The following is a 17,435-nucleotide window of genomic DNA, read 5'->3' on the forward strand; positions in this document are numbered from 1 at the left end:
CTCTCTTGAATTAGGTATGGTGTCCCCGGAACTCCGGAACTCAGCATTCCTCTCGTGATGAGTATCCACAAAAGAAGGCCGCTCCGAAAGGGACGCGGCCTTCTTCGTCCACCACAAAACACTATTTATTTCATAGTCTTCAGCATCTTTTTCGCCATCGCCAGGTTATGATAAGCAATCATGCGAAGCTCAGCGGTTTTGGAGCTGTCACCTTTCTTTTCCAGCTCTGCCAGAAAGCGCCCGAGTTCATCACGTGCCGCATCGGTCCGCTTCTTGTTATAGGGAATGGCAAAGTTTATTCCCGCCACGTCCCAGGCAGTGGCCGGCAACACAGCAAACGGGGCGAAATCCTCAAGTTTACGGTTTGGTGCCAGACTCGGCTGCTCCCACCTCACGTCAGTGAAACGGATTCCGTTATTATCGGCAACAATTGTATAACTCCCCGCAAATGGTTTGGTTACGTCACGATCTTCAAAGAAACTCCACTCCGACTTACCGACCTGAGCACTGCTGTCATGACAGCTTCCGCAATTGCGAGGCTTGCCCATGGCATGGCTTAGTTTATCCATCTGAATCCAGAGAACTGCGTTGTTGCCCGACGCCAGGTCCTTGCGAGTTCCCACCACAATATAGGCATCATTCACATCGGTGGCTTTCCGTGAGACTTCGAATGTCAGCGGTTCGCCGATCTTTGGGTTACCCGGCACGGAACGCTTGGGAATAGCACGGAACAGCAGTCCGGTCGGCCCTAATTCCTTGGTTTGATTCAACACCGCCATGGGATATGGCTTGACCGGAATCCAGCGGCCGGCAGGATTTTTGATAATGGTGGGCAGATCTCGGGTACCGTAGTATTCCTTGTGTTTACCATAGGGGGTCTCCACCCCGTAGTAATGCCCCTGTCCCCAGAATGTATACTGATATGCCCCGGAAACCGTAATATGGCATGATGTGCAGTCGACCTTTCTGTGTTTTGAGGCAGCCACCGCCTTAACAATAGCAGCATGACATTTTTTGCAGGCATTTCGGGCATCATCAGCGGCCAAATGCCCGAATTGGTGGTTGACTGGCTTGTGACAATCAAGGCATTCCAGACCGGCCTTGACATGGGCGCCTTGGGGCAGATTCGCCGGGAATGCATACTCGCCACGCACGTAGCCGGCTCCGCGGCGACGATCCATGGGCCCGGCGTGGCAGATACTACCCCTTCCCTCACCATAACAGCTGGGAGTATCCGGCTTGCCAAACGCATGGGTTCCCTTGCCGGCAACCGGCTTGAAATGGCAGTCGTTGCACGAAGCATGACACATATTGCATGACCGCTCCATGGCCCCATTCATCGCCGCAGTATAGGGAATTGCCGTCCGACTGCGAATCAGTTCCTCGTTCTGACCGGGCCACATACCGCAGTTTTGTGGTCCGGGCTGTTTCTCAGTCCAATCGCGGAACGCCCGTTGGTTCTTGGTCAATCCCTTTGCGGAACGGTTATAGTCCTTCACGGTCCTTTCATGGCACTTGCCGCAGGTCTGCTCCGCCACTTTCGGTGCATAGGCCATCGTATCGGGATCACGGTCATGCCATTGGATGCCGACTATCCGCTTGATCCCGGCAGCTTCCAATTTTTGGGGATCACCATTTGGAATCATACTGTTCATGCCGTCCCCCTTCGGCACCAACGGCTGAAGAGCCCCAACTGCAGCACGGGGAACTGCCTGTCCCTTAAGGGTTTTACCTGCAGCTACCAGAAAAGGAGCCAGCATGCCCTTATGGGCTGAAACCTTGTCCCGGGCTTTTGGATCACCGAGGTGACAGTCCACGCAGGTCGGTTTTCCGTTCATCCCGACTTCGCGATCGACCTGTTCAGGATCGAGATACATGGCCTCAGCCCCCTGCTCCCTGAGAGAAACCCTGTCACCATGGCAGATCACGCAGCCGGAGGTTGCATCACCCCCCCAGGCAGCCCCGGCACTTAACAACAGTACTGCTGCAATCATCGCCTTCATCTGGTAATCCTTTCTTCCTCGGAGTTGTGAAGAATTAACCATAGAAGTATATCTTCTGCAGGAGGGTAAACAAGGAGAATCTTACAGGGGACTAATGGGGTCTCTTAAATTTCGGGGGCACCTTACGTATCTCATTTACAATTAAATAAGGTGTCCCCGGAATTCTCCGGAATTCTTTGATAAGGTGTCCCCGGAATTCTTTGTCCCCGGAATTCTCGGCCTGGTTTTTCAGCTTAGAACCATCGAAGCCACTGCGAGTATGATTGACAAAAGGCCCAAGCTAGCAGCAACAAACAACCATTTTTTCCTGTGGGTGTTATTTCATTCAGTAGGGCGGGGTCCCACGGTGACATGCGATACTTTCCTCCATGTGCGTAACCGACAAGGATCATAATTATGAAGGCTGTTAGAAAACAATACCCTGCGGCATCTGCTAATATGCCCAGCAACTTCATCTTAAATCCTTTGGCATTTTGATTTCGTCCAACGGGCCGGGGGCGCACCAGCGGCGCAGGTTTATCGCGCCGGCTGCGTGCCGCCACCTGTTGAACAACGGCTCTGGAAACGATAGGCAACATATACACAGGCAGCATGTGCTTGCGAAGAGAATGACAACGGTGTCAGAGCTACAACTGAACGACCGTATATTTCCCGTTTCTAATTCTCTACTTGCTGTTCTTGAGCCGGTGCAAAGGTTATCGTTATATATCTGTCTTCAATAGAAACATTATAAGGTTGCATTCGTAATAAATTAAAGACCACCCGAATCCGATCTGCCACATGCCACACGTTGCAGCTACGCAAATCGGCCTGATAAAAGGTTAAAGAGGTTTGACCCATCCCGTTGTCTGTATTCGGTAAATCGACTACAACACGGGCCGGATTTAAGACAGCAAAACTACTTAGTTGGCCTGTGTATGAATCTCGAAATGCTAAAGTTACGATTGCTTCACCACCTGTCGATGTTGCTTCAATGCTTTCAAGTACATTGGGACTGGAGGCTGAGGCTCCCGGTGGAAGTGGCTCGAAAGTATTTATCGGGTCTGAAGTCTCACCCCCACTACCACATCCCATCATAGAGCACATTAATAAGATAAGTACGGCTACCAAAATCTTCATGTTTTCCATTTTATCTCCTGAAAACTTCGTTAATACAAGCTGTTTTCATTCATGATTCCTCTGCTGTTCAACGGGTCGGGAGATCACCTGACGGATTTTAGGTCAGGTGCATCTTCCTGGTGTACGCCCGGCATGGGCGTGAACTAATGGGGTGCAAGTCCCCTGTACGTAGAATCCAACACTGTCTCGAGACAGGGTACCAAAGTACTAGCCGACGGCAAGGGCGCCTCCGCGAGGAGGGGTCTGAAGGAAGCCCGAGCGCAAAGCTATGAGCCGACGAACAGAAACAGCATACAAGGCCGGGGTATCCGGGCAAGTCAGCACAACATGACGAAGTCCCACGGATTCAGGATGCCAAGGTAAATGCTGCGGTTGTGTAGCCACAGTTCACGTTCTTATCCGGGGAGACCTGCTCCACATGCTAGCGATGTTTGCTGGCGCGGCCTCTGGTAACAGCTGCCGTGACATCCCGGAGATCGACGGCTGGATACGGCGGCGGGTGCGGCTGTGCTACTGGAAGCAGTGGCGGTGGTGCCGCACCAAGATTCGGAACCTGCTCAGACTGGGTGTGCAGCTTGGCACATCCATCAGAGCAGGGCTGAACCGCAACGGCCCGTGGGCCATGTCCCGCAGGCTGGCCGCCCAGCACGGTATGACCAACCAGTGGCTGAAGGATCAAGGACTCGTATCTGTCAAAGAACTGTGGGTGAAGATCCATTACCCGGCCACGGCCCGGTAACTTCGTCGAACCGCCCGGTGCGGACCCGCATGCCGGGTGGTGTGGGGGCTGGGGGGGTAAAACCCCCGGATGTGTAGTGCTGGTAATCACCAGACACTTGGCCGTTTATAAGGGGTGGCCATACCGCCCTTGAATGGATTAAAGATGAAGTTGCTCAGACAACATCTTTCCATCAAGGAGGAACGGTATGACCACCGCAGAGAAAGTAGCACGAAGAAAGCTCAGTTTGCTAGACCTTGCCGGAGAACTTGCCAACGTCAGCAAGGCATGCAAGGATGGGCTATTCACGGCAGCAGTTCTACGAGATCCGGCGCAACTATCAGACCTATGGTGCCGTCGGTTTGCTCGACCGCCTGCCCGGTGCCAAGGGACCGCATCCTAACCGGGTCGATGAGGCAGTGGAAACAGCGATTCTGGAGCACTGCCTGAACCACCCCGGTCATGGGCCGTTACGGGTTTCTCAGGAACTGTCCCTGAAAGGGATTCAGGTCAGTTCTGGCGGCGTGCGGGGTGTCTGGAGTCGGCACAGCCTGTTGACGAAGCAGGAACGTATGCTCCGGCTCGAAAAGAGTGTCAGAGAACAATCTTTCGAACTTTCCGACGAACAGATTCGGCTCTTGGAGCGTTTCAGCCCGGGGTTCCGAGAGCGGCATATCGAGACGAAACATACCGGCGATCTGGTGGCCGTGGACACCTTCTTTGTCGGCACTCTCAAGGGCGTCGGCAAGATCTACCTGCAGTCGGTGATCGACTGCTATTCCCGCTATGCCTGGGGCAGGCTCTACACTAACAAGCTGCCCCTAACCGCCGTGCATGTTCTCAACGAAGACGTGCTACCGTTCTTTGAGGAGCACAACGCCAGGATCAACACCATCCTGAGCGACAACGGCCGGGAATTCTGTGGCAGGCCGGACAACCATCCCTACGAGCTGTTCCTGCAGCTTGAAGAGATCGAGCATCGTACCACCAAGGTCCGGCGGCCCCAGAGCAACGGTTCGTCGAACGGCTTCACAAGACCCTGCTGGACGAGCATTTCAGGGTCATGGGACGCACCAAGTGGTACGAATCTATCGAGGAGATGCAGGCCGATCTGGACGACTATTTCCGGCACTACAACCATGAACGCCCGCACCAGGGACGCAACATGAACGGCAGAACGCCGTACACCGCCTTCATAGAAGGCTTGCCAAAGGACGAAGAATCGGATACTGAGAACTCGAATCTGGCAGCGTAAATCTGAAACCCATTCAAGGACGGACTGTCAGGTGATTACTGTCTCTGTACACTCAAGGCATAGCAATATTTAGTCGCGTTTATGAAAAGAGGTCACTGAGTCATGTCATTGCAACGAATTTCTTTCAATATCACTCAGACCAGTAAAAAGGTTACGCTTGTGATCAAACTCCATGTTTCTGGTGTAATCAGGGTTCAGGAAGTACTTAAATAATATAGTTGCTGTTTTTTTATCTCTTGGTTCAAAGACGATATCTCCATATATCTTCCCATACATGGCCCTGAATAGTTTCCCATTAGTATTAATTTCTGAACGAATACGGAAATAATAGTTATTATCTTCACAAAAACTTGATTTTAAAGACGTACTTGGTGCTTTTTTGACAAAATGTGATATTTCAGATTGATAACCCTCTTCTGGAGCTGATCGTGACAGCTTAAGTCCGCTTCCAATCCTACGCTTTTGCGCTAACAACTGTATTCCGTCGTATTTATTAGGGAATAAAACAGTTAATTTACTGCTGAAATTATTCCTGTCTGTATATTCTTTATCCAGTTTGAAGATCATATCCGGATAAACACCCTTGCCATACGGTGGTACCCAATCGAATTCAATTAGATCAAAACCAACCTTCTTTCCAATTACAGGAATTTCTATTTTTGAGTATTCAGTGTTTCGTGCATACATAGGGACAAGATTGCCAATTTTATACAGTACAATTTTGACTTGTGGATTCCATGGCTGCCAAAATTTAAATTTTACTCTCTTAAACGTATAACCCAATCCATTGAAATAATAGTTATCCTTAGTAGCTGTCAAAGAGTATTCATTAGTTCCACTTAGCGTAACAGAATATTTTCCATTATCATCGGTATAACCATTAACTGAATTTTCTTTTTTACCTCCAACCCCAGTATATGATGAAACAGTTACTGCTGCATTTTTAATGGGATTTCCATATTCGTCTACCACCTCAACAGATAATTTTGCTATATTTATTAAATTGTTATTCAAAATACAGCCATTAAAAAATATAATAACAAATATAGACATCAAACAATGCTTGATCATTTTATATCTCCATTGAAAACGAAGGCATCAAACAAAGTGTAATTATATGGATATGATATATCAACTATATCGCTATGGAGCCAAATGTCATTTCTTTGGATATTTGTTCTTGGCCAAACTATATTGCCACCTATTGATTTAATAAATTTTGTTTGCATATCAATATTATGTTCTGCAACAAGGTCCATTATCGGATTCCTTCCTGCCGCAGCAGTTCTTGCCGGTATAGCTTCCGCCAAAAGCCTGTCGCGATTTGTTGTCGCATAATCACTGCCAGTCAATTCATTGATCAAGGGACTGTCACTCTGCTTGATATTGAAGAATGGTTTTGTTTTTAAATTATTTTCTGGAATATTATTTGCCAAGACAAACGAAATGGGTTTGGGCCAGACAGAATTCGGGACAGAATTCGGGGGACACCATACTGACAGAATTCGGGGGACACCATACTTAACTATCATTACCTTTTGGTCCCGGCTTCCCTTTCTTTAACGGGCGTTCAAGGGCCGATTCCAGGCGTTCGACAAATTCTTCTGTTCCAAGAGGTCTGCCGGTTCGCTCGTGTTTTCGGATATCGTTCAACTGATCTTCTTCTCCTGTTCCGGCAAGAAACAGACTCCAGTCTCCAACCAATTCCAATAGAGGTGCAACCTTGACCAGTTCATCGTCCATCCGGTCAAGGTGCGCCCGAGCACTACTCCAGGGCCACAACGCAGCATTCGGCGTCAAGCGGGCGCGTACCGGGTTCATTTCTACATAGCGAGCGGCAGCGAGAAGATAGGATTCATCCATTGGAAACGAGGCAAAACGCCCTTGCCAGAGATGGCCGCGCCAGTTCTCACGGAAGTTGATCATGCGACTATATCGCCGGTGTGCCTCGCCGATCCCGCGACGCAAGCCGTCATCGGTTTCTGGGACAGCAATAAGATGAACGTGGTTCGGCATAAGGCAGTACGCCCAGATATCTACGCCACATTTCCGGCACCATTCACCGAGCAGAGCGATATATGCTCGATAATCCCCATCATTGAAGAATGTTGGCATTCTTCGGTTGCCCCGTTGCGTAACATGATGGGGAATTCCCGTTGCTATGACGCGTGCAATTCTGGCCATGGAGGCAAGTTAGTGATGGTTAATGCGCTTGTCAATAGGTAATTAAGTATGGTGTCCCCAGAATTCCTAGAATTCCTGTCCCCAGAATTCCTCCCTTGTCTGGTGTCCCCAGAATTCTCAAGCTGTTTTCATTCATGATTCCTCTGCTGTTCAACGTGCATGAGGCGCAGCAGCGTAGCGTCAGCGGTGACTGTCTGCCGCCGATTGTTATACCTTCTGCTCCTCCAACTCAAAGGAGGAAAGACGATGACAGACATTGAGAAGGAGTTTTGCGAGAGGCTCACCGACTTATTACTTGATTGCGGTTTAGGTATTGCCGGTGAGCCCCATATTTACGAGTTGCAAAGTGGTCCAGATAGCGATTATGGCCGTGTCGCCACTATAGATGATGAAGGTCGTCTCTTGTTCGTTTAAGGTAGCTTCGCGCTTAATCCAGAGTTCGGGCCTGCGGGCAATCCAAGCGCCGTGTCAATTCCGATGTTGTTGCAAAGGTCGGCAAGAAGCGAAGCGGGGTTAATAGTAGTTCCTATTTTGGCTTCTGATTCGGCTCTCGGGTTGCTTACTGCTTTAGCACGATAAATTACAAGGTGAGGGATATTATTTTGAATTGCTCGCAGACAAAGACCTCTGAGATAAAACCTATTGAACTCTCCCTCTGCCAACATTTCATGGGCGTTTACGGGAACACTGGCGCTAATTATCTTGCCTTTGACGTTTCGGTTTTCCGTAGCGTTAAACTTCCCCTGGAGTTGAGCTGCAAACCAAGTATCGTCATGTTGTTCAGCGGCCAACTTGAGGATTTCAGGGTAACTTTGTACTCCGGAAGGCTGAGTCGGGCGCTAATGTAGAGTTTCCCTGCGGCGATGTCGGCAAGTATTTCTTGAGTTATGAAACTGCGAGTTTCGGAGTCAAGATTTGTGAGAGTTAAAGCCATTTTGATTCTCCTTTTCTTGGTTTTTTACTTCTTGGTATAACGTTCTGGAAGTTGACCGGGCGGCTGTTCTGCCCCGGTCCAACTTTTTGGTTGGACACCCCAGCTCCTCCTTGCTTATATCTGCTGCCTTTCCATTAACTTAATTCTTGTCACGGCGTTAGCTCCGATATAGATAATCCTACTGCGATAATTTTCATACATCCACTTAAACAAAGTTGTCATAGCAATGACTACCGTAAAGGATATAGAGATAGAAGGTGGCACAGCATCAGAAAACTTTGAACTGGACGCAACAAAGACCGGGACCAGCAGCAACAGAATGCCCCCAAATCCAACATTTGTTTTGTGTATATCAAGATCCAATTTAATTTCACTGTAAATTTGATCTACAACTTTCATATCAAATTCATCTAACAAATCTTTGTTAAAATAGTATTTTTTTATATTAATTGCGGTGACAATATACTTGTCTTCAATATAAGACAAATCTGAAGCTACTGATCTGTAGTAGTAACCAAATGTTACTACAATACATAATAAAACTACAAACAGCATGTACCCATCAATAACTGAATTATAAACTGGTATATAACCTGTAAAAGCGGTGCAAAATAAAAACACTGTGAACAATCCTGAAAACATTGCACCTATATTGTCAATTTTTCTAAATTGAGGCTTAACCGCTCCCGCCCATGTGACAGACAATGGCACTCTTATTGTGCGTGAATTCTGCGAGTTGAGTTTTTCAACGAGACTTTCAATCAACTGCGGCTTATAAGCGTATTCAGCAAGCAAGTAGACTATAGTTTTATCAAATTTACCTGTTATTGTACGCCTGGGTAGAAAACCAGATACTGCAATTACCAAACATAGTAATATCAAAAATCCGAGTACTAAATAGCCGAGCCAGTTCATTTTACATTTCCCTCACATTATCCTGTTGTCCACTTAGAATTCCGGAAAGGGCTGACCCCGCCTCTCGCCGCCTCCACTTCTCTGCTCCTTAAATTCTTTCTGCGATGGTAAGAAGTGGGTTAAATCCGATACATACAGTAGACCCTGATGGAACATATATACCCGGAGCTTTTTCCTGAGAAGCTGACGTTACGGCTCTTTGCGTTATCACCCCTACTGCTTCCCCTTTAGCATTGATAACTGGCCCGCCGCTAGCACCGTAATGCATTCCATTGTCAACATAGAACACGTCACATTCTATTTTAGCGCTTTTGTTCGCAGCGAATATCCTCCTGCAATTTCCAACCACAGCACGTTTTATGAGTGGCCCTGTCATATCAGCCATATAGCCATTATTCATGGCATTGATGAAATCAGTAGCTCCAGTGATCTTTTTGTCTAATAGCTTGTCCACATCAAATGGAAGCTTCAATTCGTCGGAATAACCTGCAATGAATACTTCCTCTCCCAGTTTAGGTGGAGCAGTTTGTACTCTAATATGTGGAAATTCTGTTGCTTTTGTCATTGGCGCTAAAATGGCCATATCGATCTGGACATCTTCTAGGAAGCCAGGCACCTTGATAGTGATGCAACACAGCCCTACTTTGTATTCAGTGACTGGATATGACGGGAATTTTGTGAAAATCTTCAACTCAGGGTCGTTGGCGTCTCTTTGCCGAATAGGATATCGTCCTGTTACAACGTGAGCAGCTGTCATTATTTCTCCAGTTGCTAAAAAACTGAACCCTGTCCCTTGACTTATCTTCTCTGCTCCCAAAAACACGGTAATGATGCAACACGCATTAGATATCTCATTATATAAATCGTATAGCAAACCTCGCACCTCCTCTGATCACCGGGCCGGGAGATCACCGGGCGGCATTTCGGCCCGGTGTATCTTCCTGGATACTATGTAAGGCCCCCCTTGGGCATACGGAATTTTGCCGTATGCTGGACTTTGGCGAAACCCACTCTCCAAAGGAGGCCTTACACATGAGATTCTACACGAAATCACACACACATTACTGCGGCATCGATCTTCATGCGAAGAAAATGTTCGTCTGCGTCCTAGATGCAGGGGGCGAAGTGCTGCTGCATCGGAATATTGCCAGCTCTCCGGAAGCCTTTCTGAAAACGGTAGCGCCTTTCCGTGATGACCTGGTGGTCGGCGTGGAATGCATGTTTGCCTGGTACTGGCTCGCTGATCTCTGCCGCAAGGAAGGTATCGAATTCGTTCTCGGTCATGCCCTGTACATGAAAGCTGTTCACGGCGGGAAGGCAAAGAATGACAAGATCGATTCCCACAAGATCGCGGTGCTTTTACGTGGCGGCTCGTTCCCTATCGCTTACGTCTACCCGCCGGAGATGCGCGCCACCCGCGATCTACTGCGCCATCGAACCCATCTGGTGCGCAAGAGGGCCGAACTTTATGCTCACATTCACAATACGGCCATCCAATACAATCTGCCGGAAATCGGCGTCCATCTTGCTGTTGAAAGCAACCGGCAAGGTGTTGACAAGCATTTTCCCGATCTACAGGTGCGCAAGATCGTGCAAATCGATCTGGCAATGATCGATGCCTATGACGACGTGCTCAAAGCTCTGGAATGGGACATTGAGAAGACGGCCCACCGCCATAACTGGCACTCGCTTTAGAATTCCGGGGACACCATACTTAACTATCATTACCTTTTGGTCCCGGGAGAAATTCCGGACACCTCCCACATTACGTTTTACTTCAAAGTAGTTAATGAACACCCGCACCGAAACTATCTCAGCGCGCACTCACCCTGTCAAGCCAGTGCATGCCATGGGGTCAGGCTTGACAGGTTGCATCTTCAAGCTCACCCCCCCGTCCTAGTCTATCGGCAATTCATGGATCTATTTTCCGTCGCTGTTCCAGTCTGCTGACTGCAGCACTCATGGACGAGACGTCTCGTTCGAACCTTTTGGCAAAATCAGACAACGTTACACCACTGAACTCCTGAACCGCCCATGCGGCCACTCCCCGTGCTTCGGCCGCCCATCTCTTCTGCCCGGGAGAAGCAAGCTCCTCTTCCTCGATCAATAGTTGTTGCTCGTCCGCAACACGCAATAATCACCGACCATTAATCCCCTCGTGTAAACATAGCGCGACGCGTACCTCATGGGACGTAACCACTCTCCCCATTGAGACCGCTCTTCACAAGCCTTTTGGGGACTCCTTTCACATATTCATATTGAAAGAGTTAATGAACACCCGCACCGAAACTATCTCAGCGCGCACCCACCCTGTCAAGTCAGGAAAATCCCGATAAAACGCGGCGATCAACGGTTATAGAAACGAAAAAAGGGGAGCCGATGCTTCGGCTCCCCTTGGCGGGAATCAGGAATGGATTGGTGCTGAGTACTGCGCGGGGGAGGGGGGGCTGGCCTACCGGCCTATTCCCCCGCGGCGGCCTTGCCGTCCGCCACCATCAGCTCGGCCACGAGCCGGGTGAACCGGAGCGGGTCGGCGATGGGCGATCCTTCGGTGAGCAGGGCCTGGTCGTAGAGGAGGTCGCAGTAGTCGGCCAGGCGCGGGTTGCTCTTGTCCTTGCCGAAGAGGGTGGCCATGACCTGCATGATGGGGTGGTCCGGATTAAGTTCCAGGATCCGCTTGGACTCGGGCACGGTCTGGTTCATGGCCCGGAGAATCCGCTCCATGTTGGCGTTGAGGCCGTGCTCGTCGGCAACCAGGCAGCAGGCGCTGTCGGTGAGGCGGTTGGAGAGCCGCACCTCTTTCACCCGCTCGGCCAGCTTCTCCTTCACGAAGGAGAGGAGGTCGCCGTACTGCTTTGCCGCCTCTTCCCGCTTGGCTTCCTGCTCCTTCTTCTCTTCCTCGGTGGCGGGGATCACGTCGCCCCGGTCAACGGCCTTGAGCTTCTTGCCGCCGTATTCCGGCAGCCCCTGCACCACCCATTCGTCCACCGGATCGGTCAGGAACAGGACTTCGTACCCCTTCTTGCGGAAGATTTCCAGGTGGGGCGACTGCTCCAGGGCCGTCCGGCTGGTGCCGGTGATGAAGTAGATCTCTTCTTGCCCCTCGGGCATCCGCTCCTGGTATTCCTTGAGGGAGACGAACGAACCCGCGTCGGTGGCGGTGCTCTCGAACAGGAGCAGTTCCTGGAGTTTGTCCCGGTTGGCGTAGTCGAAGTGGACCCCTTCCTTAAGGACCGGGCCGAACTCCTTGTAGAAGGCCAGGTAGTCGTCGGCTTCCTTCTCGCGCATCTCGGAGAGGGTGGAGAGGATCTTCCCGACGAGGCTCTTCTGGATCCGCTTGATCTGCACGTCTTCCTGCAGGATCTCACGGGAGACGTTGAGGGGCAGGTCGCTGGAGTCCACCACCCCCTTGACGAAGCGAAGGTAGTCGGGGAGGAGCTGTTCGCAGGAGTCGGTGATGAAGACCCGGCGCACGTAGAGCTGGACCCCTTTCTTGCGCTCGGGCATGAAGAGATCGAAGGGCTTGTGGGCCGGCAGGTAGAGGAGGGCCTTGAACTCGCTGGTCCCCTCGGCCGAGTAGTGGATGGTTTTCAGCGGCTTTTCAAAGTCGTGGGAGACGTGCTTGTAGAACTCCTCGTACTCCTCCTCGGTCACCTCGCTCTTGGAGCGGGTCCAGATGGCCTTCATGGAGTTGAGGGTTTCCTCCTCGGTCTTCTCGATGGTGCCGGCCCCTTCGATCTCTTCGCCGTTTACCCCCTTGGGCACTTCGGTGCGGGTCACGTCCATGACGATGGGGTACTGGACGTAGTCGGAGTACTTGCGGACGATGGAGCGGATCTTCCACTCGTCCAGGTATTCCTTCATCTCTTCCTTCAGGTGGAGGGTGATCTCGGTGCCGCGGGTCTCTTTGGCGCATTCCTCCACGGTGTAGGTGCCGTCGCCGGTGGACTCCCAGCGGACCCCGGCCGCCTTGTCGTGGCCGGCCCGGCGGGTGAGGAGGGTGACCCGGTCGGCCACCATGAACGAGGCGTAGAAGCCGACCCCGAACTGGCCGATCAGCTCCGGGTGGTCGGCCACGTTCTGCTCCTTCAGGTTGGCCAGGAATGCCTTGGTGCCCGAATGGGCGATGGTGCCGATGTTCTTCTCCACTTCCTCCAGGGTCATGCCGACCCCGTTGTCGCGGATGGTGATGGTGCCGGCCTCTTTGTCGGGGATCAGCTTGATCTTTCCTTCGGGCTCGCCCTCGATGACCGCCGCGTTCTGGTGGGACTCGAAGAGGACCTTGTCGATGGCGTCGGAGGCGTTGGAGATGAGCTCCCGCAGGAAGATGTCCTTGTTGGAGTAGAGGGAGTGGATCACGAGGTCCAGGAGCTGCTGGACTTCGGTTTCGAATTTCTTGACGGTCTTGCTCATGGGGATGGTGATCTCCTTTGGGGTGTGGTGTGCGCGTGGTCATTAACCTAATCATCGCCGCAACGAATTTCAAGGGGGATGATGTGACGGAGTGGCGTTTCCGGTTCCGGGGCGTAACCTGTGGGGTGTGGAACACTGTTTGCAGACCATCGGGAGTTGCTCGACAGGGACATGCGTAGCCGTGTTGAGGACATTCGTCCACGGAGGAACGATTCCCATGGTAATCAGGCCCGTTACGCGGCTTTTCGCCCTGCGCCCGGCTGCCTTGCTCGTGTGTGCGGCTGTCATGGTTTCGACCATGTCGGGATGCCGACGCGACGACTCTTTGAAAATCGGCTATCTGGGCACCCTCAGCGGCCGCCATTCCGATCTGGGCGTTGCCGGCCGCGACGGCACCATTTTTGCCGTGGAGGAGATCAACCGGGCAGGCGGTATCAACGGAAAGCGCCTGAAACTGGTGGTCCGCGACGACGAGGGCAAGGCCGAGAGCGCGCAGACCGCCGTGCGCGAGCTGATCGCGGCCGGCGTCACCGCCATCGTCGGTCCCATGACCAGTTCCATGGCCGTGGTAACGGTGCCCATCGTCAACAATTCGCGGGTGATCATGGTAAGCCCCACCGTGAGCACGGGCGAGCTCAGCGGCAGGGACGACAACTTCCTCCGCATCTATCCCACCAATGCCCAGAAGATCCGGCAGTTGGCCGAATATGCCCGCAAGAGCCTGGGGCTGTCCCGGCTGGCCGTGGTGTACGACCTTTCCAACCGCTCCTACACCGACGACTGGCGGCAGGCGTTCACCCGGCAGTTCGAGTCGCTGGGCGGCACTGTCGCGCCGGCGGTCTCCTTCGATGCGTCCGGCCAGACCGATTACCTGTCCGTGGCCAGAACGCTCCTGGCAAAGAAGCCGCAGGGGGTTCTCATCCTGGCCGGTGGCGTGGATTCCGCCATGTTCTGCCAGCAGATCCGCAAGCTCGACACCGCCATGGCCCTGTTCGCCACCGAATGGTCCAGCACGCCCGAGCTCCTCGTGCACGGCGGTTCCGCCGTGGAGGGGATCGTCTACTGCCAGAACTTCATCCGTGATGATGACTCCACCCCCTATGTGACCTTCTGCCGATCCTTTGACGCACGCTTCGGCCAGATTCCCGACTTCGGCGCCGTCTATGCATACCAGGCGGTGCGGGTGATCGGCAAGGCGTTCGCGTCTGCCCGCACCGTCGGGGACCTCAAGGGGGCCATCCTCGGCATCGGCACCTTCCCCGGCCTTCAGGGCGAGTTCACCATTGACCGTTTCGGCGATGCCGACCGGAAGCCGTTCCTGATGACCGTGCGTCAGGGCGCGTTCCGGCGGGTGGAGGTGCCGTGAACCGGAGGATAAGCTTCAAGACGGCTCTGCTGGTTGCCCTGCTCGTGGTTGCGGTGGTGCCGGTGCTCACCGTGGGCCTGGTCGCGCGGTCGGTCCAGCGCGGCGACCTTCTGCATCACGTGGGGGCAAGCAACCTCACCCTGGCGCGGTCGGTCGCGCGGGAGGTGGAGAGCAGCCTGCGGGAACCGTCCAACTTCATCGAGCACATCGGCAAGGTTCTGGAGGATGATAAGGACCTGGCCAGCCAGTCTGTCGAACTTGCGGAAGAGATCAGTTCCACCGGTCTCTTCGAATCGCTTTTCCTGCTCGACCGCACCGGCAGGGTCGTGAACGTTGCACTTGCGCGCAATGCAAAGGGCTCGGCCGGCGATTACCTCGGCATGGATTTCTCCAGGCTGCCGATCTTCCTGGAAACGCGCACCACAGGGGAGTTGAGCCGGTCCAAGGTGTTCCTGTCGTCCGTTTCCGGAGATCCGGCGGTCATGTTCGCTGCGCCGGCCGGGGAGGGGGTCGTGGTCGGCACCCTCGGGCTCAGGGTGCTGAGCGACATCTCCGCCCATGCAAACCCCGACGACAAGGGGACGGTCATCATCGTCAGCAGGTACGGCAAGGTCATCGGCCATCCGGATTACTCCCTGGTCCGACGGCAGACCGACCTGGGCGGGCTCGACATCGTCCGCGAGGGGCTTGCGGGCAAGGCCGGCACCCATACCTACATGGTGAACGGCGAGAGCCACCTCGGCAGCGTGGTGCAGATTCCGGGGACGGGCTGGCTCGTCATCGTCGAGGTTCCCCTGGCCACGGCACTGGCCCCGGTGAACGAGATCGAGATAATTTTCCGGATCGCCACCCTGTCGACCATCGTGCTGGCTTCGCTGCTGGCCCTGGCGGGGAGGTCGGTGATCTTCCGTCCGGTCACGGCGCTTATGGCCAGCGCCCGGCAGATCGCCCACGGCAACTATGACGTTGTGCCTCTGCCTCGCAGCTTCCGTGAAATAGACGAACTGGGGGGCGGATTCCGCTCCATGGCCGACGCAGTCAAGACGCGGGAAAGCGAACTGAAGGAGCGCAACGAAGAGCTGGCCATGACCGAAGAGGAGCTGCGCCAGCAGCTTGACGAATACCAGTCGAGCCAGGACCGGCTGGTGGAAAGCGAGGAACGCTACCGCCAGCTCGTGGAATCCGCGCCCGATGCCATCGTCATCCATTGCGAGGGGCGTTACGTGTTCGCCAACCCGGCGGCCCTGCGCCTGTACGGTGCGGACACCGCCGCTCAGCTCCTGGGGCGGGAGATCACGGATTTCGTCCATCCCGACAGCCGCCAGGTGGTTGCCGAGCGGATCAAGCTGCTCTACCAGGAACACAGTCCGGTGCCGCTGTGCGAGCAGCAGGTCATTCGCCTGGACGGAACCGTGGTTGACGTGGAAGTGGTGGGCATCCCCTACACCCATCAGGGCAAGCCGGCCGTCCAGGCGGTGCTGCGGGAGATTACCGAGCGCAAGCAGGCGGAACTGAGGATTCGTCAGCTCAATGCGGAGCTGGAGGAGCGGGTGCGCGAGCGGACTGCCCTGCTGGAGGCAGCCAACCGCGAACTGGAATCGTTCAGCTATTCGGTATCCCACGACCTCCGGGCGCCCTTGCGCCACATAAACGGGTTCGGCCTGGCGCTGATGGAGGAGTGCGGCGACGTTCTTCCCGACGACGGAAAGATGTACCTGGAACGGATCAGGAGCGCGGCCCGGCGCATGGGCCAGCTCATCGACGACCTCCTGGATCTGTCCCGCGTTTCCCGCGAGATCATGAGGCGGGAGCGGGTGAACCTGAGCCGGATAGGACGGGAGCTGGCCCGGGAGCACCAAGAGAGCTGGCCGGAGCGGCGGGTTTCCTTCGAGATCGAAGACGGAATCACGGCGGAGGGGGACCCGACGCTTCTGCGCGTCGCCCTTGCCAACCTCGTGGACAATGCCTGGAAGTACACGGCGAAAAACGAGGAGGCCCACATCCGGGTCGGCGCGACCGACATCGGCGGCACCCGGGCCATCTTTGTCAGCGACAATGGCGCCGGTTTTGACATGCGCTACGTGGACAAGCTGTTCCGCCCGTTCCAGCGGCTCCATCGGGCCGAGGATTTCGAGGGGACCGGCATCGGGCTCGCCACGGTCCTGCGGATCGTCCAGCGCCACGGTGGCCGCGTCTGGGCCGAGGGCGAGGTGGGCAAGGGGGCAACCGTGTATTTCACCCTGGGGCAGTCCGAGGGGGGCAGCATGGAGCAGATCCCTAAAGGGTGAGCACTGAGAACCGAGGCGCCCCATTGCCGATGCGGACCGTGGCGGCGCCACTGCGCCGGTCGACCGGCGGGCGGGCACGGCTATGCCAATGCCCCCGGCGGCTTGTTGGAGTCCAACTCTTTCCTGGAGTCGATGCCCCACCTGACGCCCGGTCCGTACCTTTTCCTCCTGCGCCCTTTCTTGACACTCCGCCGTATACCGTGCTAGTTTAACCCATTCTAAAAAGGGTCTTTTTTCCGT

At 53.8% G+C, this 17,435-nt stretch carries 8 protein-coding genes and 2 pseudogenes; 5 read left to right on the forward strand and 5 right to left on the reverse strand.

Annotated features, from left to right (window positions below; genetic code table 11):
* Nucleotides 1-125 precede the first annotated feature (125 nt).
* Nucleotides 126-2,003 carry a cytochrome C gene (locus tag A2G06_05535; GenBank protein ID ANA39889.1) on the reverse strand — a complete coding sequence of 626 codons (1,878 nt, stop codon included), beginning with the start codon at nt 2,001-2,003 and terminating at the stop codon, nt 126-128.
* Nucleotides 2,004-3,540: 1,537 nt separating this feature from the next.
* Between A2G06_05535 and A2G06_05540 the strand changes: the two genes are divergently transcribed.
* Nucleotides 3,541-3,861, forward strand: a complete 321-nt coding sequence (locus tag A2G06_05540) for a hypothetical protein (GenBank protein ID ANA39890.1) — start codon at nt 3,541-3,543, stop codon at nt 3,859-3,861.
* A gap of 187 nt (nt 3,862-4,048) precedes the next feature.
* A pseudogene (locus A2G06_05545) lies at nt 4,049-5,095 on the forward strand (transposase).
* A gap of 1,521 nt (nt 5,096-6,616) precedes the next feature.
* Here the strand turns inward: A2G06_05545 and A2G06_05550 are convergent.
* From A2G06_05550 to A2G06_05560, 3 genes are all read right to left on the reverse strand, one after another.
* A complete protein-coding gene (locus A2G06_05550) occupies nt 6,617-7,279 on the reverse strand; it encodes a transposase (protein ID ANA39891.1) in 663 nt (220 codons plus the stop codon).
* Between the two features lie 697 nt (nt 7,280-7,976).
* Nucleotides 7,977-8,213 carry a hypothetical protein gene (locus A2G06_05555; GenBank protein ANA39892.1) on the reverse strand — a complete coding sequence of 79 codons (237 nt, stop codon included), beginning with the start codon at nt 8,211-8,213 and terminating at the stop codon, nt 7,977-7,979.
* A 114-nt stretch (nt 8,214-8,327) separates the two neighbouring features.
* Entirely contained in the window at nt 8,328-8,768 is a 441-nt protein-coding gene (locus A2G06_05560; GenBank protein ID ANA39893.1) for a hypothetical protein, read from the reverse strand.
* 1,392 nt (nt 8,769-10,160) lie between these two features.
* Between A2G06_05560 and A2G06_05565 the strand changes: the two are divergent.
* Nucleotides 10,161-10,574 (forward strand): annotated as a pseudogene (locus A2G06_05565) (transposase).
* Between the two features lie 1,014 nt (nt 10,575-11,588).
* Here the strand turns inward: A2G06_05565 and A2G06_05570 are convergent.
* Nucleotides 11,589-13,541 (reverse strand): molecular chaperone HtpG, encoded by a 1,953-nt coding sequence (locus tag A2G06_05570; GenBank protein ID ANA39894.1) that lies wholly within the window; start codon nt 13,539-13,541, stop codon nt 11,589-11,591.
* A 217-nt stretch (nt 13,542-13,758) separates the two neighbouring features.
* Between A2G06_05570 and A2G06_05575 the strand changes: the two genes are divergently transcribed.
* Nucleotides 13,759-14,907: an ABC transporter substrate-binding protein gene (locus A2G06_05575; protein ANA39895.1), complete on the forward strand. Its 1,149-nt coding sequence runs from the start codon at nt 13,759-13,761 to the stop codon at nt 14,905-14,907.
* The gene (locus A2G06_05580; GenBank protein ID ANA39896.1) at nt 14,904-17,195 is read left to right on the forward strand and encodes a histidine kinase; all 2,292 of its coding nucleotides are present in this window, start codon (nt 14,904-14,906) and stop codon (nt 17,193-17,195) included. Before A2G06_05575 ends, A2G06_05580 begins: the two co-directional genes overlap by 4 nt.
* Nucleotides 17,196-17,435 lie beyond the last annotated feature (240 nt).

It is taken from the genome of Geobacter anodireducens (assembly GCA_001628815.1).
Taxonomy (GTDB): Bacteria; Desulfobacterota; Desulfuromonadia; order Geobacterales; family Geobacteraceae; genus Geobacter; species Geobacter anodireducens.